This is a genomic window from Arthrobacter sp. 24S4-2 (assembly GCF_005280255.1).
Taxonomy (GTDB): domain Bacteria; phylum Actinomycetota; class Actinomycetes; order Actinomycetales; family Micrococcaceae; genus Arthrobacter.
The window spans coordinates 1,761,551-1,783,183 of record NZ_CP040018.1; the positions used below are offsets into that span (position 1 = coordinate 1,761,551).

The following is a 21,633-nucleotide window of genomic DNA, read 5'->3' on the forward strand; positions in this document are numbered from 1 at the left end:
GCCGGGCCGGCCGCCCGCCGTCGGGCTTTCCCCGCTCGGCGTCCGCCCGGCCGACCGCCTGACCTGCCGCCGTCGGACGAAAAGGGAGAGCGTTCGGCGCGGATATACTGGGAGGCGTGCTTTCTGGACTGGTAATAGTGGACAAGCCGCAGGGATGGACCAGCCACGATGTGGTTGGTCGGATGCGGCGGCTGGCCGGTACCCGGAAAGTGGGGCACGCCGGAACGCTGGATCCCATGGCCACGGGGGTGCTGGTGCTTGGCATCAACAAGGCCACCCGCCTGCTGACCTACATCGTCGGAACCTCCAAGACCTACACCGCCACCATCCGCCTCGGTGAATCCACCGTGACGGACGACGCCGAGGGCGAGGTCGTCAGCACCCAATCTGCCGCTGCCGTCACCGAGGAAGCCATCCGAGCCGGCGTCGCGGCACTCACCGGTGAGATCCAACAGCGTCCCAGCAGCGTCAGCGCCATCAAGGTGAACGGCGAGCGTGCGTATGCCAGGGTCCGGTCCGGAGAAGACGTAAAGCTCGCGGCGCGACCGGTCACCATTCACCGCTTCGATGTCCACTCGGTCCTTCCGCAGCGTGAAGGGGAGGTCCTCGACGTGGACGTCACCGTGGAATGCTCTTCCGGAACGTATATCCGTGCCCTGGCCCGGGACCTTGGCGAAGCGCTGGGTACGGGAGGCCATCTGACGGCGCTCCGGCGGACCCAGGTTGGCCCGTACACGCTTGACCAGGCCCGGACTCTCGAGCAGCTTGCCGAGGAACTTGAAGTGCTGGAAATGTCCCTGGCCGCGCGCGCGCTCATGCCCAACCGCGAGCTCAGCGAGGATGAAACCACTGAAATTTCTTTCGGTCGTCGCATCTCCGCCGGGGCCGCGGCCGGCACGCCCGAAGCAGCCACCGCGGACAAGCCCGCCGCAGCTTTCGCCCCTGACGGCGCCCTCGTGGCCCTATTGGCCGACGCCGGCAGCTACGCAAAACCGGTGCTGGTGTTTGCCCCCAGCAACGAACAGCAGGCCAAGTAGCGTGGACGCATACTTTTACATCATTCTGGCCATCGGGCTGCTTTCCACAGTCATCTGCACCGCGGCGGGGATCATGAAGAAGGCTCCGAACGATGCGACCATCCTGTCCGTCGCCGCTGTGGAACTCGCGCTGCTGGTTTACCTGGTGGGTTCGATTGTCCGTGTTGCGTCGGGGGAGCACATCGCCGGCGAAGCGTGGGAGTTCTGGGGCTACCTGGTGACTGCACTGATTCTCCCGGTAGGCGCCGTGTACTGGTCCATTTTGGAGCGCACCCGGTGGAGCAACTTTGTCCTGGCTGCCGTGGGCGTCACCGCCCTGGTTATGGCCGCCCGCATGAACCAGATCTGGTACTGAATTGGAAGAAGCACACAACGTGACTCCGCAGACCCCCGCCAACAAAACTCAAAATACCGATGCCAAGGCCCAAGCCCAGTCCACCGACACCCGGAATACCGGCCCCGGACGGCTGCTGATTGCGGTTTATGCCGTCTTCGCCATCTCCGCTACGGCCCGGGCCGGCTATCAGATCTTCACCAAGTTCTCCGAAGCGCCGCTGGCGTATCTGCTCTCCGCCTTCGCAGCGATCGTTTATGTCGTGGCGACGGTCTCGCTGGCGAAAGCGGGACGCACCTGGTTCAAGGTCTCCGTGGCTGCGGTCCTTGTGGAGCTCCTGGGCGTGCTCGTGGTCGGGGCGCTAAGCATTTTCGACTCCGTCAGCTTCCCGCATGAAACCGTGTGGTCCCTCTTCGGCCGCGGCTACGCTTTCATACCGCTGCTGCTGCCCATCCTCGGACTTGTGTGGCTATACCGCAGGCGTCCGGCACCGCTCAAGGCATAGCGCGGCACCTGATCCTTCCGGACTGATTCCTCGGGCGTAAATTGTCTGACCCCTTTGGGAGAGTTATCCCATGGAAGCCATGGGGGATCTTGCAGCGGGAGGTGCGTTGCGGTGGGCGAAGCTTCGCGGCGCCTCTGCTGTTCAACCTCCTGCTGTTCCATCGCGTGCTGTTCAACCGGCTGCCGCGCGCTTCCGCGGCCTGCGCAGCGTCCCCTCGGAACGCCGGCATCCGGACGCTTTGGCGTCCGACGGCGGTGCGTCCGGTGATCTGGCCCGGAGCCTTGAGTTGCTCAAAAGCCTTAGTTCGACGGCGGTCGCCGAGGCCGCACTGCTTGATTTCCGTGAGGCCGCGGATTTCGCCGCCAACGTCGAGGAAGTCTCCCGGACGGTCGAATACTTGCAGGTTGTTGCGGCCGGTGCTGTGGACCGGAGCCGGCGCCAGGCCACAGCAGCGGCGCGTGCAGGGTCGGGCGCGGCGGTTGGCTGGGTTACGGGATGGGGTGAGACTGCCGTGCGCGAGCCGGTGGGCTGGGTCACCGGGAAAGCCGGCCAAGCCGAGAGCGGCCCTGGCGACAGCCAAACCGGCCCATCGGGAAGCGGGCCTGGCGCCAGCGGTCCGGCGGCCAGCGGCGGGCCGGGATCCGCCCCGCCGGATCCTGCGGATGACGGGTCCCGGAACGCCCCCGAGTTCCTCCGTGCCCGGCTGCGGATCAGCGCCGCTGAAGCACGCCGCCGGATCACTCTCGCTGCGGCGGTGCTGCCCCGGACAGGGTTCACGGGCCACACGGAGCCTGCGGAGCGGCCCGAACTCGCCGCCGCCCTCGCCGCCGGGACCATCGGCTCCCGTCCGGCGACCATCATCACAATGGCTTTGGACCGTGTCCGGCACCACGCCCCGGACGAGGCCCTGGCCCGGATGGAACATGCACTGACCCGCACCGCGGCCGAACGCGACACCGACTTCCTGACCCGGATCGCCCGCCAGTGGACCGATGCGATCGACCAGGACGGTTCGGAGCCTTCCGAGGAAGAACTCCGCCGCCGTCAGGGTGCGTTCCTCCGCCCGGCCCGCCGCGGACTGCACCATGTGGAAATCTTCGCCACCCCCGACCAGTACGAATCCCTCCTCACCGTCATGAACACCGCCACCAACCCCCGCACCCGCCCGGAGGGGCTGCCGACTGTGACACCGGCAGCGACGGAAACGGCGACGGCCCAGATACGGACACAACCAACGGTGCGGCGGCGGACAGCGGCGCCATGGCAGACACCGGAACCGGCACGGAGGGCGCTTCCGCCGCGGCCCACAATGCAGAGGCGGACACCACTGCACCGGCCGGCGAGGACTGGGATGGGCAGGACGGCGCCACCGACACGGACCTGGACAGGCGCACCCGCCCGCAGCGGCTCCTCGACGGCCTCATCGGCGCGTGCAAGGCAGCCCTCGCCGCCGGCACCCTCCCGGCCGCGGGCGGGCTGCGGCCCCAGGTCATGGTCACCATCGACTACCGCGACCTCCTGGACCGCCTCGAACACACCACCAACCAGGGACCCCGCTACCGCTCCCGAACCGCAGACACCAGCCACGGACATGGCTCCGGCTCCGGCTCCGGCCACAACGACACAGCCCACCACGCCAATGCTGCCACCGGCTCCGCCCCGGGTGAGGGCCCGCGCGATGCGGGCGACCACGGCTTCCACGGCTTCGACACCGGCCACGGCTTCGACGGCTCCAGCCATGCCGACAACCACGGCTTCGACGGCTCCAGCCATGCCGACAACCACGGCTTCGACGGCTCCAGCCATGCCGACAACCACGGCTTCGACGGCTCCAGCCATGCCGACAACCACGGCTTCGGAAGCGCTACAGCTGGGCACCACGGGTCCACCGGGATCCCGGGCACGGGGTCGTTCACGTTCACCGGCCCGGTCACCGCCGCCACCGTCCGGAAGATCGCCTGCGACGCCGACATCATCCCCGTCCTGCTCGGCAGCGAAGGCCGCATCCTGGACATCGGCCGCACCACCCGGATCTTCCCGCCCCACATCCGCAAAGCCGTCACCGCCCGCGACCAGGGCTGCGCCTTCCCCGGCTGCACCATCCCCGCACCCTGGTGCGAAGCCCACCACATCACCTACTGGTCACACGGCGGACCCACCAGCACCGACAACGGAACCCTGCTCTGCTCCCATCACCACCACCTCATCCACAAAGAACTGTGGACCATCCAGGTCAAAACCGGCGTCCCCTGGTTCATCCCGCCACCCCACATCGACCCACACCAACAATCACAACGAAACAGGTACTTCAGACTCGAATGGCGCGCGCCAGGTCCCCGAGCTCACCGGCCCGTCACGGCAGGTGACGACAAACGCTGACCCTCGAATCGCCCGCACGAGCACCTCGGGGTTCCTTGTGTACGTGGACCAACCCACTGATTCGTACAGGGCAACCACCTATGCGGTGGGAATCTCACTGCCGGTATGAAAACTGAACCCAGGCATCGGATCAGTGTTGAATATCCGCGGTCCGCCGCAGTCCGAAGAGAGCACACTCTGAACCGGGCGATTCGAGGGGTGCTATCGTGACAAATCGCCGGTGCAGCGTGTTAAGGGGGATGCGCGAAAGCGCCGAGCAAGATAGGGGAGCTGATAGTGAAACCCATTCCCGCAAATCCGTCCAGGGTCCTCTTCTATGGTGTGACGGGAAGCGGCAAGTCGTCGGCCGCACACGCGTACGCGGCCGCTTCGGGCCTCCCGGAGTTTTCGGCTGACGACGATATCGGCTGGCTGCCCGGGTGGCAGCAGCGCGGCGCCGACGAGCAGCGGGAGATCGCAGCGGATGTCGCGGCACGCGATCGCTGGGTCCTCGACAGCGCCTATGGCGTTTGGCGCGACATCGTGGTTCCCAGAGCCGAGCTCGTTGTGGCGTTGGACTATCCGCGTTGGCTTTCGCTCTCCCGCCTGGTGCGCCGCTCCCTTCGGCGAGTGATCGCAAAAGAGCAAGTTTGCAATGGGAACACGGAAACGCTCGGGAGGCTTTTAGCGAGGGACTCGATCTTCTTCTGGCATTTCAATTCATTCGCCAGGAAGAAACGCGTATTCAGCGAGTGGCAGTCCAACCCCGACATGCCGCCTGTGTTGGTGTTTCGCAGGCCTGCGGACTTGAACGACTGGCTGGCCCAAGTTCCAGCGGCGACCCGTCCTTGGGTGTCGATGACGACGCCGGCCGCCTCTGATCTGGTGCCGGGCACCGGCCGGGGTGTCGGCCGAGGTTGGGGTGTATAGGGGTGATTTGAGGTAATTGCCGCAGGCAATTGCGGGTAATCTTAGAGAGTTCCGGGGCCAGGCGCGGCTCCCCGGACGAGTCAATGGCAGGCAGCAAAAGGCGAGGTTGATGGTCCACATCTGGAACGATCCGTCCGAGGTCCCCGCGGACTTCGGCCCCACCGTTGTCACGTTCGGCAATTTCGACGGCGTGCACCGGGGCCACCAACAGGTGCTGTCGCAGCTCATCCGAACGGCGCGGCTCAACGGGGCGCGGTCAGTCGCTGTCACGTTTGACCCCCATCCTGCGCAGGTGCACCGGCCCGAGTCTGCTCCCGAGCTAATCATGGGCCTGGAGGACAAGCTTGTTGCACTCGGCGAGCTGGGCCTCGATGCCGTGCTCGTCATGAAGTATTCCCTGGAACTGGCCAGCCTCACTCCGGAGGAGTTCGTGGCCGGCGTCCTCGTCGGCAGCCTCAAGGCCAGCCACGTGGTGATCGGCCACGATGCGCGCTTCGGCCGCGGCAACTCCGGCGACCTGGCCACCATGCAGGAGCTGGGGGAGAAGTTTGGCTTCACCGTACAGGTCATCAGCGAGTTCGGTTCCGAAGGTTTTCCGATTCACAACGACGCCGGCGAGGACCGCCGCTGTTCGTCCACTTGGGTTCGTGAGGCCTTGCGGGAGGGCGACGTCACTACCGCAGCTGCTGTGCTGGGCCGTCCGCACCGGATGCGCGGCGAAGTGGTCCATGGCGCCGCCCGCGGCCGTGCCCTCGGTTTCCCCACCGCCAACCTTGCCGCGGACGCCACCGGCTACATTCCTGCGGACGGCATCTACGCCGGCTGGCTGGTGGATCAAGCTGGCACCCGCTGGCCGGCTGCCATCTCGGTAGGATCCAACCCGACGTTCGACGGCGTGAGCAGGCAGGTTGAAGCACACGTCATCGACCGCCCGGAAGAGCCCATCGAGGACTTCGATCTGTATGACCAGACAGTAGTGGTGGAATTCGTGGCGCGGCTGCGCGGCATGGTGGCGTACCGTGGGCCGGAGGCGCTCGTCGAACAGATGCGCCTGGACGTCGTCCAGGCCCACGACATCCTGTTCCGGCGCTGACCACAGTCACTGGCAAGGAAGGCACCGCTGTGTCGGTTGAGAAGAACACCAGGAAACTGGAAAAGGACATTGTCCGGGATTTCAGTTCGCGGATGAGTTACGCGTCCTACCTGCAGCTGCCCACGCTCCTCAGCGCGCAGCAACCGGTCAGCGATCCCGAACACCACGACGAACTGCTCTTCATCATCCAGCACCAAACCACGGAGCTGTGGCTGAAGCTGGTCCTGCACGAGCTGCGCAGCGCGGCGGCGTGGCTCCGCAGCGACGACCTCGGCTCCGCCTTGAAGGCAATCGCGCGGGTCAAGCACATCCAGAAGACCCTGACAGAGCAATGGTCTGTGCTGGCCACGCTCACGCCCACTGAGTACTCGCAGTTCCGCGGCTTCCTGGGCAACTCTTCCGGCTTCCAATCCAGCCAGTACCGGGCGGTGGAGTTCGTCCTGGGCAACAAGAACCGCAAGATGCTCCCGGTGTTCGAGTCCGATCCCGAGGCCCATGAACAGCTCCGCCGCGTCCTCGAGGCGCCGAGCATCTATGACGAATTCCTGGCCTACCTTGCCCGTCAAGGATTCGACATTCCGGCGTCCCTGCTGGAACGCGATGTCACGAAGGCGCACCAGTTCTGCCCCGAGCTGGTGCCGGTGTTCAAGCACATCTACGAAAACGCGTCGGACAACTGGGGCGCCTACGAAGCGTGCGAGGAACTGGTGGACCTGGAGGACAACTTCCAGCTCTGGCGGTTCCGGCATCTGCGGACAGTGCAACGGACCATCGGCATGAAGGCAGGCACGGGCGGGTCAAGCGGCGCGGCGTTCCTGCAGAAAGCCCTGGAGCTGACGTTCTTCCCCGAACTCTTCGCTGTCCGGACGGAGATTGGCCAGTGAGCACGGTTCACGAGACTCAAGACGCCTTCCTGCAGCGCGCCGTCGAACTCGACGCCGCAGACCCGCTGGCAGGTTACCGCGACCACTTCATCGGAACGGACACTGACCTGTCCTACCTGGACGGCAACTCCCTGGGCCGTCCGCTGAAGCGGACCGTCGCGGACATCAGCGCCTTCATCTATGAGAGCTGGGGCGGCCGGCTGATCCGGGGCTGGGACGAGGGCTGGCTCCAGCTGCCCGAGGCCATTGGCGACCAGCTGGGCCGGGCCGTGCTCGGCGCTGCTCCCGGGCAGATCATCATTGCCGACTCCACCACTGTGGTCCTGTACAAGCTGATCCGCGCGGCCCTCGCCGCGGTCACGGACCCCGCCAGAACCGAAATCGTCCTGGACACGGACAACTTCCCCACGGACCGCTACCTCCTGGAAGGCATCGCCCGCGAAGAAGGGCTGACGCTGCGATGGATCGGCGCCGATCCCGCCGCCGGCGTGACCGTGGATCAGATGCGGTCGGCCGTTGGGCCGGCCACCGCCGTCGTGGTCCTCAGCCAGGTGGCGTACCGCTCGGGGTACCTTGCCGACCTGCCGGCGATCACGTCCGTAGTGCACGACTCCGGCGCCCTGATGGTGTGGGACCTGTGCCATTCCGCCGGGTCGGTTGAGCTGCAGCTCGATGACGCCGGAGTCGATTTCGCCGCAGGCTGCACCTACAAATACCTCAACGGCGGCCCGGGCTCGCCTGCCTTCGCCTACGTCAATTCGCGCCATCTTCCGGGGCTGAATCAGCCGATCTGGGGCTGGATGGGCCGCAAGGACGCCTTCGAGATGGCGGCGGGCTACGAGCCGGCCCCGGGCATCCGGGGGTTCCTCAGCGGAACACCGGCAATCTTTGGCATGATCGCAATGCAGGGCACGCTGGACCTGATCGAAGAAGCCGGGATGGGCGCGCTCCGCGAGAAGTCACGGAAGCTGACTGCCTTCGCGCTCGAACTCCATGATGCGTGGCTGGCTCCGGCAGGTGTGCAGCTGGCGACCCCGCGTGACCCGGAGCAGCGGGGGAGCCACATCACCGTGGACCATCCGGACTTCCGCGGAATCACGGCCGAGCTCTGGGAACAGGATGTCATCCCTGACTTCCGCGCTCCGGAGGGGATCCGGATCGGCCTGTCACCGCTCAGCACGTCGTTCGCGGAGGTCTACCGCGGTGTCGCCGCCATCCGTGACCTGCTGGCCCGCCCATAGGTGTGGGCGCCAGCGAAGCGTGTTTCGACAAGATTGCAGCTTGGCCGGTAAACTAAACGTTGGATCCGGCTGCAGTCCGTGGCGGCTGGCTCTTGCTATGCGCGGGAAATCCGGGATTAACCGGGATCTTCGACGCAGGCACACCCGGCAGTGCGTTACTGATTCGGGCCTCACGGCACATCTCTAGGAGTTATTGTGGCACTTGAAGCCGCTGTAAAGCAGTCCATCATCAAGGATTTCGCAACGTCCGAGGGCGACACCGGTTCACCGGAGGTCCAGGTTGCAGTCCTGACTCAGCGGATCAAGGATCTCACTGAGCACATGAAGGAGCACAAGCACGACTTCCACACCCAGCGCGGTCTGCTGGCCATGGTTGGTCGTCGCAAGCGCATGCTCACCTACCTCAAGAACACTGACATCAACCGCTACCGTGCGCTCATCGAGCGCCTCGGCCTGCGCCGCTAGTCAGCTCTAAGGGGCGGCCCATTCCACCCGGAACGGGCCGTCTCCTTCAGTACAAAAACTAAACAGGAGGATCAACCGCATCACGCATTCGCGGTCCTCGGTAGTGATCTCCGGGAAGCTTCGTTGACTGAAGCAGGGCCCGTGGGTCTCGATCGATGACCGGGTGCAGTGCAGGCCAGTAGACAGATGCTGGACTGGGTTGATGCGGCTGGACTTCCGTAAATCATGAAACGGAGGTGACTCTCTTGGAGGGTCCCGAAATCCAGTTCTCAGAAGCAGTCATTGACAATGGCCGCTTCGGCAAGCGTGTAATCCGCTTCGAAACCGGCCGTCTTGCCAAGCAGGCAGCCGGCGCAGCCATGGTGTACATCGACGAAGACACCGCGCTGCTGTCCGCAACCACCGCCGGCAAGCACCCGCGTGAAGGCTTCGACTTCTTCCCGCTGACCGTTGACGTCGAAGAGCGTATGTACGCCGCCGGCCGCATCCCGGGCTCGTTCTTCCGCCGCGAAGGCCGCCCGTCCACCGAAGCGATCCTGGCTTGCCGCCTGATGGACCGCCCGCTGCGTCCGGCTTTCATCAAGGGCCTCCGCAACGAGGTCCAGATCGTCGTTACCGTCCTGGCGATCAACCCGGACGAGCTCTACGACGTCGTGGCCATCAACGCCTCGTCGATGTCCACCCAGCTCTCCGGCCTGCCCTTCTCCGGCCCGATCGGTGGCGTCCGCGTTGCCCTCGTTGCTGACGAGAACGGCTCGCAGTGGGTTGCTTTCCCGAAGCACTCCCAGCTTGAGAACTCCGTGTTCAACATGGTTGTTGCCGGTCGCGTTGCCGGAGACGACGTCGCCATCATGATGGTTGAAGCCGAAGCCACGGACAACTCCTGGAACCTCATCAAGGAACAGGGCGCCACCGCTCCCACCGAAGAGGTTGTTTCCGAAGGCCTCGAGGCTGCCAAGCCGTTCATCAAGGCCCTCTGCGAGGCCCAGGCCGACCTGGCTGCCCGCGCCGCCAAGCCGACCGTCGAATTCCCGGTCTTCCTCGACTACGAAGACGATGTCTACGCCGCTGTTGAAGCCGCTGCAGCCGAGAAGCTTGCCGCTGTTTTCCAGATCGCTGACAAGCAGGAGCGCGACGTCGCAACGGATTCGCTCAAGGACGAAGTCACTTCTTCGCTTGCCGGCCAGTTCGAGGGCCGCGAGAAGGAGCTGTCCGCAGCTTTCCGCTCGGTGACCAAGCAGGTCGTGCGCCAGCGCATCCTCAAGGACCAGATCCGCATCGACGGCCGCGGCCTGACGGACATCCGCCAGCTCACCGCGGAGGTCGAGGTTCTGCCCCGCGTCCACGGTTCGGCCATCTTCGAACGCGGCGAGACCCAGATCATGGGTGTCACCACGCTGAACATGCTGAAGATGGAACAGCAGATCGACTCGCTGTCGCCGGTAACGCGCAAGCGCTACATGCACAACTACAACTTCCCGCCGTACTCCACCGGTGAGACCGGCCGCGTGGGTTCGCCCAAGCGCCGCGAAATCGGTCACGGTGCCCTGGCTGAGCGCGCCATCGTGCCGGTGCTGCCGTCCCGCGAGGAATTCCCCTACGCCATCCGTCAGGTGTCTGAGGCTCTCAGCTCCAACGGTTCGACGTCGATGGGTTCCGTCTGCGCCTCCACGCTGTCCCTGCTCAACGCAGGTGTGCCGCTGAAGGCTGCCGTTGCCGGTATCGCCATGGGCCTGGTTTCCGACCAGGTCGACGGCCAGACCCGCTACGCTGCGCTGACCGACATCCTTGGCGCCGAAGATGCTTTCGGTGACATGGACTTCAAGGTTGCCGGTACCTCCGAGTTCGTCACGGCCATCCAGCTGGACACCAAGCTCGACGGCATCCCGGCCTCCGTCCTGGCTGCCGCCCTGAAGCAGGCACGCGAAGCACGCCTGCACATCCTCGAGGTCCTGAACTCCGCGATCGACACCCCGGACGAGCTCTCCGAGTTCGCGCCGCGCGTCATCGCGGTCAAGATCCCCGTGGACAAGATCGGCGAGGTCATTGGGCCCAAGGGCAAGATGATCAACCAGATCCAGGAAGACACCGGCGCGGACATCTCCATCGAGGACGACGGCACCGTTTACATCGGCGCCACCAACGGCCCGTCCGCCGACGCCGCACGCTCCGCGATCAACGCCATCGCCAACCCGCAGGTTCCGGAAATCGGAGAGCGCTACCTGGGTACGGTCGTCAAGACCACCACCTTCGGTGCCTTCATTTCCCTCACCCCGGGCAAGGACGGCCTGCTGCACATCTCCGAGCTGCGCAAGATCGCCGGCGGCAAGCGCGTTGACAACGTCGAGGACGTCGTCTCCGTGGGCCAGAAGATCCAGGTCGAGATCACCAAGATCGATGACCGCGGAAAGCTGTCCCTGTCTCCGGTCATCGCCGAAGAAGAAGGCGCTGAAACCGCTGAGGTCGTTGAGGCGGCCGCAGAGTAGTCTGCAGCGCACTTGGCAGTGCAAACACGACGGCGGGGCCGGTGGAATTTCCACCGGCCCCGCCGCCGTTAAGCCGAGCGATGGAACGGGCAGTTCCCGGGGCGTGGGGCAGCGGTCCGCTGGTACGATTGCAGGCAGATTTGGCACCCGTTTCTTGAAAGGCCTTGATGACTGTCGTACGCCTGCCGCTAGTGCAGAACCAGCCCGGTGACACCCTGATCCACGGAGCCGACGGCGGGTCCGTTGTTCGCCGTTCGGTGCTCCCCGGCGGCGTGCGCGTACTGACGGAGGCCATGCCCGGCCAGCGTTCCGCGACCATCGGCTTCTGGGTAGGCGTGGGTTCCCGGGACGAAGCGCACGGGCAGCACGGGTCCACGCATTTCCTCGAGCACTTGCTGTTCAAAGGCACCAGGCGGCGCACAGCGCTGGAAATCGCATCCGCTTTCGACGAGGTCGGCGGGGAGTCCAACGCGGCCACGGCCAAGGAAAGCACCTGCTACTTCGCCCGCGTCCTGGACACCGACCTTCCAATGGCCATCGACGTCATTGCCGACATGATCACTGGTGCAGTCCTGGACCCGCAGGAGATGGAGCAGGAGCGCGACGTCATCCTGGAGGAAATCGCGATGGACAGCGACGATCCCACGGACGTTGCCCACGAGCATTTCGTTGCCGCCGTCCTTGGAACACACCCGCTGGGCCGTCCGATCGGCGGGACCCCGGAGGCCATCCGGGCGGTTGCCCGCGATTCCGTCTGGGACCACTACCGCCGGTATTACCGCCCGGGCGAGCTTGTCATCACGGCGGCCGGCGGCCTGGAGCACGACGTCGTCTGCGGACTCGTGGTGGATGCGCTCCACGAGGCGGGCTGGTCGCTGGAGCCCGGTGCGGCTCCGGTGGACCGGCGCTCGACTGAACGGGCGGAGATCACCGGGACTGCCGGACTGCACGTGGTGAAGCGGCCCGTTGAGCAGGCAAACATCATCATGGGCTGCCCCACGATCGTCGCCACGGACCAGCGCCGCTACGTCATGAGCGTGCTGAACGCGGTGCTCGGCGGCGGCATGTCCTCGCGGCTTTTCCAGGAAGTCCGGGAAAAGCGCGGCCTGGTGTACTCCACCTACTCTTTTGCCTCGTCCTACGCCGATGCAGGCTACTTCGGCATGTACGCCGGCTGCACGCCGTCGAAGGTCCGCCAGGTCCTTGAATTGCTCGGGGCTGAACTGGACAAGCTTGCGGAGCACGGCATCTCCGATGACGAACTGAAGAAAGCCGTGGGCCAGCTCTGCGGCGGCATTGTGCTCGCGCTGGAGGACACCGGCTCACGGATGTCGCGGCTGGGCCGGGCCGAGTTGGTGTCCGGTGAATACCAGGACATTGAGGAGACACTCCGGCAGATCAAGGGTGTCACCGTGGAGCAGGTGCGGGAGCTGGCCCAGGAGCTGGCAGCAGCCCCGCGGACCGTGACCGTCGTGGGACCGTTCGAGGAAGACGAAACCTTCGGCCTCTGACCTGGCCCGTTCTGCCCGTTGCGCCGAGGCTGCCGGCTGTGCGTTCCGGACATCCCCATCTGGACATCCCAACGTAGCCGCGTGATGATGAACCCGGGGTCACACTGGAGGAACCATGGACCGTACGCACCCGGGCACTGCGCAGGAGCTCGAGGCCTTCCTCGGCCATTGGACAGGCACTACCCATATTGAGGCGTCGCCGCGCGGACCGGCCCGGACAGCGGACGCTGAAGTGGTGTTCACCAAGGCCGCCGGCGGCTTTGCCGTTCTGCAGAGCTACCGTCACACCGAATCCGGAGGGATCCGGTTTGAGCGGCACGGCATGTTCACCATGGACACTGACCACCCGGACACTGTCTGGTACCACATGGACAGTGTGGGCCTGCCGCGGGAAGCCCCGACGCGGTGCGGCTTGCACGGCGGGGTGCTCACCGTGGAACGGCGCAACGGCAGGGACACGACCCGGCACACTTTCCGGGTGAACGACGGCGTGCTGACGCACACGTCCGAGGTCCGCCGGGCCGACGCCGCGGCTTTCGCCCCGTTCATGACGTCCGTTTGCCGCCGAACCTGACAGCGCGAGCGGGCATTTCCGGCCCCGGGGGCGCCCGGGAACCACGCGATCCGAGACCTAGACGCTCTTGGCCGCGCGTGTTGTGAGGTCTTCATCTGAAATTGTGCGGACAGCGCGAGCTGGAGTACCGACAGCGATGGTCATCGGAGGGACACCGCGGGTGACGACGCTGCCTGCGCCGATTACGGATCCGTAACCGATTCGTACGCAGGGCACGACGGCTGAGTTGCTGCCGATCCACACCTTGTCTTGGAGGACGATCGGTTCCGAGAAGCGAGCGAAGTCGACGTGGCAGCTGGGGTGGACGGGGAGTCCGGTAGCGGTAAGGGTCACGCTCGGCGCAATCATGACGCCAACGGACGGCGTGAATCCCGTGCGCTAGTTATTGCAGGACAGCGTCCGGGGGACGCGGTGTGATGACCGGGTCTGCATGGCGGTGCACCAGCGCCCACGTGTTGCCCTCGGGGCGATAAACGCTCGTTACACGCAAATCAAACTGCGATATTTCGTCTCCTCCTCCAAGCTTGGCCTGCCAGTGTTCTATGTCGAGGAAGACGGCGAGGTCGGAAGTCACGTGCCTGGTGAGGCCATCAACAGCAGTGACACGTCCATCCTTGAACCGGGCAGCGGCTGAATCGAGGGCCTTAGATACCCGATCCCAGCCCACAACTGGAGGACCCCAGGGATTCGCAAGGGACCCGTCCTCGCCGTGGGAGAAAATGGCCTTGGCGGGTTCCGGGTCTCCTTTAGCAAAATCATTCATCGTTTGATGAAACCGGCCGACGACCTCGTCAAGCTGCATTGTTCCCACCTTCTGCCTGATTGTGGCGTTCCGAGTACCGAATCATACGCCGGGGGATCCCTCCCGTCACCAACTGCCTGAATCGATCAAAACGGGCACAAATGGCAACGGGCGGTCCTCAGTGACGGCGGGGTTGTCGGCGAAATGTCTCCGATCATCGAAACGGGTATCTCAGTTCCAAGGGCTGAGACGCGACATGGAGGCCCATGTCCTTCAAGGGTCCGCGACGCCCTTCTCGATGGATACCAGTCAGTGCGATCACTCACCCGGCTCGCCTCGAGATGGAGTGCGAAGACTGACGCATTGAGGTGCAGCAATGGCGAAAAACCGGTCCCCGGATCTTCCCCTGTAAGGAGGGCCGTGACGTAGGCCGATTCACACCGGGATGATTGCGTGTTTGTGTCCCTTCCGCAAAGCTCCGGTTATGCAGAGGGCTGCGCGGTCGCCAGGGCACCGGCAGAGGTTCGGACCGTGGCCACGTGGAGGTTCTCGGTGGCGGCGATGATGCTCCTTACTGTTTCGGGGTCTGCCTTACGCCCGCCTGGGGGGCAGTCCTCAAGGGTCGTCGTCGGCACAATGCACCAGCCGGCGTCGGTGGTGACAGGATCCAGGTCATGCCAAGCATTTTGCGCCCCCGCGGACAGCCAGTCAGCCGGCTGATTCCACAATCCGCGTAATCGGTGCCCCGTTCAGGGCAGGGGCGGCCGGGGAATCCCACACCTTCTGCTGAAGCTTGGCCAGCAGCGCTTCGGCCTGGTCCAGGCTGTCGAAGTCGAGTTCCACCACCACGTAGCGGGGATCGTCCACCGGACGGCCGACGCGATGGGCAAGAACGCCCGAGGCCACCCGGTTTACCGGGTCGCGATCGAACGCTGTCTTCCACATCGCAAAGTCCTTGATGCCGTGTTCGATTTGAAGCGTGTACATTTCAGTCCCTTCCTTCCAGGGCGCCTTCGCAGTTACGGATAGCCACACGGTAGGCCTGCACCGGGCACGCCCGGTATCCCAGAAATCTGGAAGGGCCGATGCCCCGCACGTTTCGGGGGCTTGCCGGGCCATACTGTTCCCATGACCACGAGTTGGGCGGTGAGCCGTAGCCTGGAAAGAATTGCCCTGCTCTGCGGTTCGTCCCTGGAGGACCATGAGTTGCGCGCAGAAGTGCTTTCCGAGCTGGGGAGCATTGTTCCTTTCACCTGGTTTGCCTGGCCGCTGACGGACCCCGAAACCTGCACGGGCGTTTCCCCGATGGCCCGGATTCCATGCCCGCAGGAACTGCCCGCCCTCATCAGGCTGAAGTACGTGACCTCGCCCGGCCGGTGGACATCGCTCCTTGCTGGTGCTGAGCCTGCTGTGACCCTGCAAACGGCAACCGGGGGAGACCCTGACCGCAGTCCGTTGTGGAGCGGCATCCTCAGGCGCTACGACGTCGCGGATGTCCTGTCCACGGTTTTTGCCGACAGCCACGGCTGCTGGGGCTGGTTGGATCTGTGGCGGAGCGCGGACGAACGGCTCTTCACGGACTTGGAAACGAAGCACCTGGCGGCAGCGGCGCCCATTGTCGCGGCCGGTTTGCGGGGAAGCAGGGCAGCCCGGATGAGGCGCGATTCCCAGCCGGGCCGAGAGGACCAGGAACATCCTGACGACTCGGACCACCGCCTTGCCCACCACCGCCGGCTTCCGGCATCCGGTCTGCCCCAACAGGCGGTGCTGACGCTGGACGCGGGGCTGGCTATCACTGGCCGGAGCGCCTCTGCCGCTGACTGGCTAGCCCTGCTGCAGCCAGGGCCCCGCCCCTACGAGGCCGTTCCGGCAGAGGTCTTCAACGTGGCGGCGCAGCTCCTGGCGCGCGAGGCAGGGGTGGATTCCCATGCGGCGTCGGCCCGGGTACCCATCGGTTTGGGCCAGTGGGCGGTGCTCAGGTCATTCCGGATGGACGTGGGGAGGGGCGGCGAAGCGCCGCTGGCCGTGACAATCCAGGAATGCCCGGCGGCCGAACGGCTCGAGGTGTTTGCCCGGTGCTTCGGCCTGACGCCCAGGCAGCGCAGCCTGCTGGGACTCGCCGCGGGCGGACTGGACACCGCGGCGCTGGCGGCGGCCCTCGGGATCAGCCCTTACACGGTGCAGGACCAGTTCAAGGCAGTGTTTGCCGCATGCGGTGTCCGGAGCAGGAACGCCCTGCTGGCCCTTGCGCTGGGGACATCGGCGAGCGCCCGTCGTCGTGAGAACCCATCGTCCTAAAGCTCCGCCGTCGCAAGAACCTGTCGCTGTCGTAGCGAGCACGCGTACGCACGAATCCCGCCGCTGGAAACCGGACGCGGAAAACCTACCCGCCGGCAAACGGCGGCAGCACGTCCACTACGTCATCCGGACCCAGGACCACTGACCGGTCGCGGACCGCCACCTCGTTGAGCAGGAAGCTGCTTCGCGACAGGAGCCTGGCAAGTGGCGGGGTGCCGGCGGGCGGAACCGGCCGTTCGACGTCAAGCACGGCAGCCAGCAGTGCCTCGACCGTGGAGCCGGCAGGGAGCTCAAAGCGTTCCTCTTCCACGCCGGCCGCGGCGCGTGCGGCAGCGAAGTAACGTACGTTCAACGGTTTAGCCTCCGATGGCGCTCATGCTGCGGTCGGGCTGGACGAAATCCGGTGCGTCCAGGCCGACGTGGTCCATGCCATGGGCCTTGGGCTTGACCCACATGGCGTCCTGCCAGCGTTCCGCGAGCTCCTGGTCGGTGGCGCCGCCGCGCAGCAGCCCCAGCAAGTCGAACTCTTCCCGGGAAAACAGGCAGCTCATGATCTTGCCCTCGGCCGTGATCCGTGTCCGGCGGCAGTCCGAGCAGAACGGTTCGGTGACCGAGGCAATTATGCCCACAGTGCCCAGTACGGGCCCGGTGGCCTCGGCTGAACCCGGGGCCCGGCGTCGGACTTCGAAGCGTTCGGCCGGAGCGCCGTCGCGGTCCCGCGGATCAGCACTGAGCACGAAGTCGACGGACAGGAGTTCACGGATTTCCGCGGCCGTGATCATGTTCCGTCTGGTCCAGCCGTGGTCCGCGTCCAGGGGCATCTGCTCGATGAAGCGGAGTTCATAGCCCCGGTCCAGTGCCCACGCCAGCAGCGAGGGGGACTCGGCGTCGTTGATTCCGCGCATCAGCACGGCATTGAGTTTCACCGGGCCCAGCCCGGCGGCCCAGGCAGCGTCCACTCCGGCCAGGACCTTGTCCAGGAACGGGCGGCGCGTCAGCTTGGTAAATGTCTCTTCGTGCAGGGAATCGAGCGAGACGTTGATTCGGGAAAGTCCTGCAGCCTTGAGGCCGGCCGCTTTCCTGTCCAGGCCGACTGCGTTGGTGGTCATGGAGATCGGCAGCTCGGGGTGGGCCTGGCGCAGGGCGGAAATGATGTCCAGCAGGTCGGCCCGGACCAGGGGTTCGCCTCCGGTGAGGCGCAGTTCGCGAACTCCCAGCACGTCGACGCCGATCCGAACGATCCGGACGATTTCCGCCGCTGACATCACGGCTTGTTTGGACAGCCACTCCAGGCCTTCGGCCGGCATGCAGTACGTACAGCGCAGGTTGCATTTGTCCGTCAGGGAGAGCCGCATGTCCGTGGCGCGGCGTCCGTAACGGTCCACCAAGCCCGCAGGCATGCCCGCCGGGCGCGACGGCAGCGCCAATGCGGGTACTCCCGGATCCGAACCGGTCCCCTCCCGGGGCTGCGGCATGCCAAGCTGAACACTCATAAAATCAGGCTACGCCACCTAGGGGCCAACCATCACGCCTGTGACAAACACGGATCTTACGGAATCCCTACGGATCGCCCCGGACGCCCGCAAACCGGTGCCGCGGCCCGGCCCCGTCCCTATGCTGGAGGTGTGAACAAGTCCCAGCCTGCCCCGGTCCAGGCCGAAGTGGGGAACCGGCGGATACTCCTCGTCGAAGACGAACAGACCATCGCCGGCGTGGTCCGTGACTACCTGGTTCAGGCAGGCTTCCAGGTGGACCTGGCCGGTGACGGCTTTACGGCCCTGCGGCTGGCAGCCGAGCGGAACCCCGACCTTGTGCTGCTGGACCGCATGCTGCCGGGACTGGACGGAGTGGAAGTATGCCGTAGGCTCCGCCAGACCATGAGTGTGCCGGTCATCATGCTCACTGCCCTCGGGACCGAGGACGACAGGATCCTGGGCCTGGAGGTCGGCGCCGACGATTACATCACCAAACCGTTTTCACCCCGCGAACTGGTGCTTCGGGTCCGTTCCGTGCTGCGGCGCAGCATCCAGGAATTCAGCCCTGAGCCTGCGGTTGAGGTGGCCGGCTTTGAGCTCAACCCGGCAGCCCGGACCGTGACACACCACGGCCGCCTCCTCGCCCTGACCATCCGCGAGTTTGACCTGCTGGCCTTCCTGCTTCGGCGTCCAAACCAGGTTTTCAGCCGCGAGGAGCTGATCAAGGCGGTGTGGGGCTGGGACTTCGGAGACCTGTCCACGGTCACGGTCCATGTCAGGCGGCTGCGGGAAAAGATCGAGGCTGACCCCACCCGGCCTGCCCTCCTGAAGACGGTGTGGGGCGTCGGCTACCGGCTGGACACCCCGGACGGGGCATCCGGTGCAAACCTCTGAGCTTCTGGCCATCGTGGCCTGGGCGCTGCTGTGGGCCGTGGTCATCGGCGCCGTGTCGCTGCTCCTGCTCAGGCCCCTCCGCAGGACCTCCATCGCCGTTCAGATCTGCGTGGTGGTGCTCTCCACGGTCGCCGTCCTGACCGCGGGAATGGTCAGTGCCTTCAACGCCATGTTCATCTCTGCCCGGGACCTCGAAGTCATGTGGTACGTCCTGGCCATCGCCTCCGCCGTGGCACTGGCCATCTCCCTGGTCCTCGGGGCACGGGTCTCGCGCAACGCCAAGCTCCTCGCCGCAGCCGCACGGAGCATCGGGCGCGGCGAAAACCCGGGCCTGCCCGCACCGCTCATGAGCTCCGAACTCTCGGAACTCGCGGACGAACTGGAACGCAGCAGCCGCATGCTGGCCGAATCCCGGGAACGGGAGGCCGCGGTGGAGAATTCCCGCCGGGAACTTGTCAGCTGGATCTCGCACGACCTTCGCACTCCGCTGGCCAGCATGCGCGCCATGGCTGAAGCCCTCGAGGACGGGATGGCCGCCGACGTCCACGGCTACTACCGCAAGATCATCGGCCAGACTGACCAGATGGCCGTAATGGTCAACGACCTCCTGGAACTCTCGAAGATCCAGGCCGGAACGCTGCGGCTCAAGGCCGAGCCGCTGGACCTCTACGACCTCGCCAGCGACGCCATAGCGGACCTGGCGCCGCTCGCCGCCCGCCGGCAGATCGCGCTCGACGGCGGTGGCGTCCGGGAGTGCCTCGCGCTGGCCGACGGACCGTCCCTGGGGCGTGCGGTCCGCAACGTGGTGCTCAACGCCATCCTGTACAGCAGGCCGGGCTCCGGCGTGAACGTGGAAGTCGGCAGGGAAGGTGGGCACGCTGTGGTGTCGGTGACGGACGGTTGCGGCGGAATCGCTGCCGAGGACATCGGCCACGTCTTCGAGACAGGCTGGCAGAAAAATCCTGCCCGCGGCCGGTCCGGCGGAGACTACTCCGGACGGGAACCCGACGCCGGCATGGAACCGGCCGCGGGCTACCGCGGCGCCGGGATCGGGCTCAGCATGGTGGCCGGGATTGTCCGCGCCCATGAGGGCAGCGTCACGGTGGAGAACGTCGACGGCGGGTGCCGGTTCTCACTGCTCCTCCCGGCCCAGGAAACTGCGAACCAGCCTGCAAGCCCACGAGATGACCTCCAGGAAACCACGGTGCAACGTGAACAGTGATTCGCAGAGCAGGGCGCCCGGCCGCTGGGCGGCCGCCGCCGGCGTCGTGGCCGTGACCGCAGGTGTGGTCCTCGGCGAACTCGTCGCTGCCTTGGTGAGCCCGTCCCTTTCGCCCGTTACGGCCGTTGGGGGTGCCGTCATCGACGCTGTTCCGCCAGCCGTCAAGGAGTGGGCGATCGCACTCTTCGGTACTGCTGACAAGGTGGCGCTGCTCACCGGAATGGGATTGGCCATTGCAGCCCTGGCTGCGTTGGCGGGCGTCGTGGAATGGCGGCGCCGCTTTGCGGGGTTTGCGGTGATTGCAGTATTCGGCGTCGTGGGCCTGCTGGCCGTCCTTAGCCGCGCCCAGGTCACCGGCAACGCCATTCCGCTTCCCCTGCTTGCAGCTGGAACCGGGATCCTGGTGCTGCGTTGGCTGATCCTGCGCCTGCGGGACTGGGGGAGGGACCCGGCGGGGCCGGATGCCCCGCAAGCCGGAGCGGCAGCAGGAACAGAGCGCCGCCGCTTCCTGCAAGCACTGGGCGGCGGTGCCGTCGTCGCCATGGTTGGCGGCGTGCTTGCCGCCGCGCTGCGCGGTGCCGCCGCGGGCGTCAGCGAGCTTCGGAGCAAACTGTCGCTGCCTTCACCGGCATCTGCCGCCCCGCCTGTTCCGGCCGGCGCAGAGATCAGGCTGAGCGGCATGGACCCGCTGGTAACGCCCAACCAGGATTTCTACCGGATAGACACGGCGCTGACTGTTCCGGCGGTTGACCCCGACTCGTGGGTGCTCAGGGTCACCGGCCTCGTGGAACGCGAAATCGAGCTGGACTTCGCCACGTTGCTGGCCAAGCCCATGATCGAGCGCCACATGACCATCGCCTGTGTCTCCAACGAGGTGGGCGGCGACCTCATTGGCAATGCCCTGTGGCTGGGGTGGCCCGTCCGGGAGCTGCTGGCCATGGCCGGGCCCAAGACCGGCGCAGACATGGTGCTGTCCCGCAGCAAGGACGGATGGACGGCCGGCACGCCGCTGGAGGTCCTAACCGATGACAGGGACGCCCTGATCGCCGTGGGCATGAACGGCGAACCGCTGCCGCTGGAACACGGCTTCCCGGTGCGCCTCATCGTGCCGGGGCTGTATGGGTACGTGTCCGCCACCAAGTGGCTCACGGAACTGAAAGTGACGCGGTTCGCTGACGACGTCGGCTATTGGACACCCCGCGGCTGGACCGACCGCGGGCCCATCAAGACGTCCTCCCGCATCGACGTTCCGCGGGCCGGCCGCTCCGTCCGGGCCGGGTCGGTGGCATTCGGCGGTGTCGCGTGGGCGCAGCACACCGGCATCAGCAAGGTGGAACTCCGGGTCAACCGTGGTCCGTGGCAGGCCGCCGCGCTTGCTCCCGGCATTTCCCGGGACACCTGGTACCAATGGCAGCTGTCCTTGCCGCTGACAACCGGGCAATATGAGATCCAGGTCCGGGCCACCGACCTCAAGGGTCAACCGCAGGTTGAAGAGCGCTCCCCGGTGGCTCCTGACGGTGCTACCGGATTCCACACCATTAGAGTTGACGTGACGCCGTAGCAGGCCCAATCGCAGTTCACCCG

The 21,633-nt window shown here is 65.8% G+C and carries 20 protein-coding genes and 2 pseudogenes; 17 read left to right on the top strand and 5 right to left on the bottom strand.

Annotation, left to right across the window (positions count from 1 at the left end; genetic code table 11):
- Positions 1-116 precede the first annotated feature (116 nt).
- The 13 genes and pseudogenes from truB (at position 117) to FCN77_RS08120 (ending at position 13,418) form a co-directional block, all read left to right on the top strand.
- Positions 117-1,037, top strand: coding sequence for a tRNA pseudouridine(55) synthase TruB (truB, locus tag FCN77_RS08055; protein WP_137321852.1), 921 nt, complete (start codon positions 117-119; stop codon positions 1,035-1,037).
- Between the two features lies 1 nt (position 1,038).
- Complete coding sequence (locus FCN77_RS08060; RefSeq protein ID WP_137321853.1) at positions 1,039-1,392, top strand: hypothetical protein; 354 nt, start codon at positions 1,039-1,041, stop codon at positions 1,390-1,392.
- Positions 1,393-1,411: 19 nt separating this feature from the next.
- Complete coding sequence (locus FCN77_RS08065; RefSeq protein WP_254678901.1) at positions 1,412-1,876, top strand: hypothetical protein; 465 nt, start codon at positions 1,412-1,414, stop codon at positions 1,874-1,876.
- Positions 1,877-1,955: 79 nt separating this feature from the next.
- A pseudogene (locus FCN77_RS08070) lies at positions 1,956-3,014 on the top strand (DUF222 domain-containing protein); the annotation flags it as partial.
- Positions 3,015-3,764: 750 nt separating this feature from the next.
- Positions 3,765-4,255: pseudogene (locus FCN77_RS08080) on the top strand (HNH endonuclease signature motif containing protein); the annotation flags it as partial.
- 276 nt (positions 4,256-4,531) lie between these two features.
- Complete coding sequence (locus FCN77_RS08085; protein ID WP_217496249.1) at positions 4,532-5,164, top strand: adenylate kinase; 633 nt, start codon at positions 4,532-4,534, stop codon at positions 5,162-5,164.
- Between the two features lie 109 nt (positions 5,165-5,273).
- Positions 5,274-6,257, top strand: coding sequence for a bifunctional riboflavin kinase/FAD synthetase (locus tag FCN77_RS08090; RefSeq protein ID WP_137321855.1), 984 nt, complete (start codon positions 5,274-5,276; stop codon positions 6,255-6,257).
- A 29-nt stretch (positions 6,258-6,286) separates the two neighbouring features.
- Entirely contained in the window at positions 6,287-7,141 is an 855-nt protein-coding gene (kynA, locus tag FCN77_RS08095; protein ID WP_137321856.1) for a tryptophan 2,3-dioxygenase, read from the top strand.
- Positions 7,138-8,382, top strand: coding sequence for a kynureninase (gene kynU, locus FCN77_RS08100; RefSeq protein ID WP_137321857.1), 1,245 nt, complete (start codon positions 7,138-7,140; stop codon positions 8,380-8,382). Before kynA ends, kynU begins: the two co-directional genes overlap by 4 nt.
- Positions 8,383-8,577: 195 nt before the next feature.
- Entirely contained in the window at positions 8,578-8,847 is a 270-nt protein-coding gene (rpsO, locus tag FCN77_RS08105) for a 30S ribosomal protein S15 (RefSeq protein ID WP_137321858.1), read from the top strand.
- 245 nt (positions 8,848-9,092) lie between these two features.
- Positions 9,093-11,333 (top strand): polyribonucleotide nucleotidyltransferase, encoded by a 2,241-nt coding sequence (locus FCN77_RS08110; protein WP_137324695.1) that lies wholly within the window; start codon positions 9,093-9,095, stop codon positions 11,331-11,333.
- Between the two features lie 167 nt (positions 11,334-11,500).
- A complete protein-coding gene (locus tag FCN77_RS08115) occupies positions 11,501-12,844 on the top strand; it encodes a pitrilysin family protein (protein ID WP_137321859.1) in 1,344 nt (447 codons plus the stop codon).
- 115 nt (positions 12,845-12,959) lie between these two features.
- A complete protein-coding gene (locus FCN77_RS08120) occupies positions 12,960-13,418 on the top strand; it encodes a DUF1579 family protein (RefSeq protein ID WP_137321860.1) in 459 nt (152 codons plus the stop codon).
- Positions 13,419-13,475: 57 nt separating this feature from the next.
- Here FCN77_RS08120 and FCN77_RS08125 read toward each other — a convergent pair whose 3' ends face one another.
- The 3 genes from FCN77_RS08125 to FCN77_RS08140 form a co-directional block, all read right to left on the bottom strand.
- Complete coding sequence (locus tag FCN77_RS08125) at positions 13,476-13,751, bottom strand: hypothetical protein (protein ID WP_217496250.1); 276 nt, start codon at positions 13,749-13,751, stop codon at positions 13,476-13,478.
- A 49-nt stretch (positions 13,752-13,800) separates the two neighbouring features.
- Positions 13,801-14,220 carry a nuclear transport factor 2 family protein gene (locus FCN77_RS08130; RefSeq protein ID WP_137321862.1) on the bottom strand — a complete coding sequence of 140 codons (420 nt, stop codon included), beginning with the start codon at positions 14,218-14,220 and terminating at the stop codon, positions 13,801-13,803.
- A 648-nt stretch (positions 14,221-14,868) separates the two neighbouring features.
- The gene (locus FCN77_RS08140) at positions 14,869-15,147 is read right to left on the bottom strand and encodes a hypothetical protein (protein ID WP_137321864.1); all 279 of its coding nucleotides are present in this window, start codon (positions 15,145-15,147) and stop codon (positions 14,869-14,871) included.
- 141 nt (positions 15,148-15,288) lie between these two features.
- Between FCN77_RS08140 and FCN77_RS08145 the strand changes: the two genes are divergently transcribed.
- A complete protein-coding gene (locus tag FCN77_RS08145) occupies positions 15,289-16,458 on the top strand; it encodes a LuxR C-terminal-related transcriptional regulator (RefSeq protein ID WP_137321865.1) in 1,170 nt (389 codons plus the stop codon).
- Between the two features lie 85 nt (positions 16,459-16,543).
- Here the strand turns inward: FCN77_RS08145 and FCN77_RS08150 are convergent, their stop codons facing one another.
- Together FCN77_RS08150 and moaA are read right to left on the bottom strand one after the other, a co-directional pair.
- On the bottom strand, positions 16,544-16,810 hold the full coding sequence (locus FCN77_RS08150) for a MoaD/ThiS family protein (RefSeq protein WP_137321866.1): 267 nt from the start codon (positions 16,808-16,810) through the stop codon (positions 16,544-16,546).
- A 4-nt stretch (positions 16,811-16,814) separates the two neighbouring features.
- On the bottom strand, positions 16,815-17,951 hold the full coding sequence (gene moaA, locus FCN77_RS08155) for a GTP 3',8-cyclase MoaA (protein WP_175417186.1): 1,137 nt from the start codon (positions 17,949-17,951) through the stop codon (positions 16,815-16,817).
- Positions 17,952-18,083: 132 nt separating this feature from the next.
- Between moaA and FCN77_RS08160 the strand changes: the two genes are divergently transcribed.
- From FCN77_RS08160 to FCN77_RS08170, 3 genes are read left to right on the top strand one after another with little or no spacing between them, the layout of a single operon-like run.
- Positions 18,084-18,827 (top strand): response regulator transcription factor, encoded by a 744-nt coding sequence (locus tag FCN77_RS08160; protein WP_137321867.1) that lies wholly within the window; start codon positions 18,084-18,086, stop codon positions 18,825-18,827.
- A complete protein-coding gene (locus FCN77_RS08165; RefSeq protein WP_137321868.1) occupies positions 18,814-20,049 on the top strand; it encodes a cell wall metabolism sensor histidine kinase WalK in 1,236 nt (411 codons plus the stop codon). Before FCN77_RS08160 ends, FCN77_RS08165 begins: the two co-directional genes overlap by 14 nt.
- Complete coding sequence (locus FCN77_RS08170) at positions 20,039-21,610, top strand: molybdopterin-dependent oxidoreductase (protein WP_254678902.1); 1,572 nt, start codon at positions 20,039-20,041, stop codon at positions 21,608-21,610. The genes FCN77_RS08165 and FCN77_RS08170 overlap by 11 nt, the downstream gene beginning before the upstream one ends.
- Positions 21,611-21,633: the final 23 nt, after the last annotated feature.

Coding starts and splice junctions, on each gene's coding strand:
- FCN77_RS08090 (WP_137321855.1), top strand. CDS start 5,274: ATGGTCCACATCTGGAACGATCCGTCCGAGGTCCCCGCGGACTTCGGC.
- FCN77_RS08115 (WP_137321859.1), top strand. CDS start 11,501: ATGACTGTCGTACGCCTGCCGCTAGTGCAGAACCAGCCCGGTGACACC.
- FCN77_RS08120 (WP_137321860.1), top strand. CDS start 12,960: ATGGACCGTACGCACCCGGGCACTGCGCAGGAGCTCGAGGCCTTCCTC.
- FCN77_RS08130 (WP_137321862.1), bottom strand. CDS start 14,220: ATGCAGCTTGACGAGGTCGTCGGCCGGTTTCATCAAACGATGAATGAT.
- FCN77_RS08140 (WP_137321864.1), bottom strand. CDS start 15,147: ATGTACACGCTTCAAATCGAACACGGCATCAAGGACTTTGCGATGTGG.
- FCN77_RS08145 (WP_137321865.1), top strand. CDS start 15,289: ATGACCACGAGTTGGGCGGTGAGCCGTAGCCTGGAAAGAATTGCCCTG.
- moaA (WP_175417186.1), bottom strand. CDS start 17,951: ATGAGTGTTCAGCTTGGCATGCCGCAGCCCCGGGAGGGGACCGGTTCG.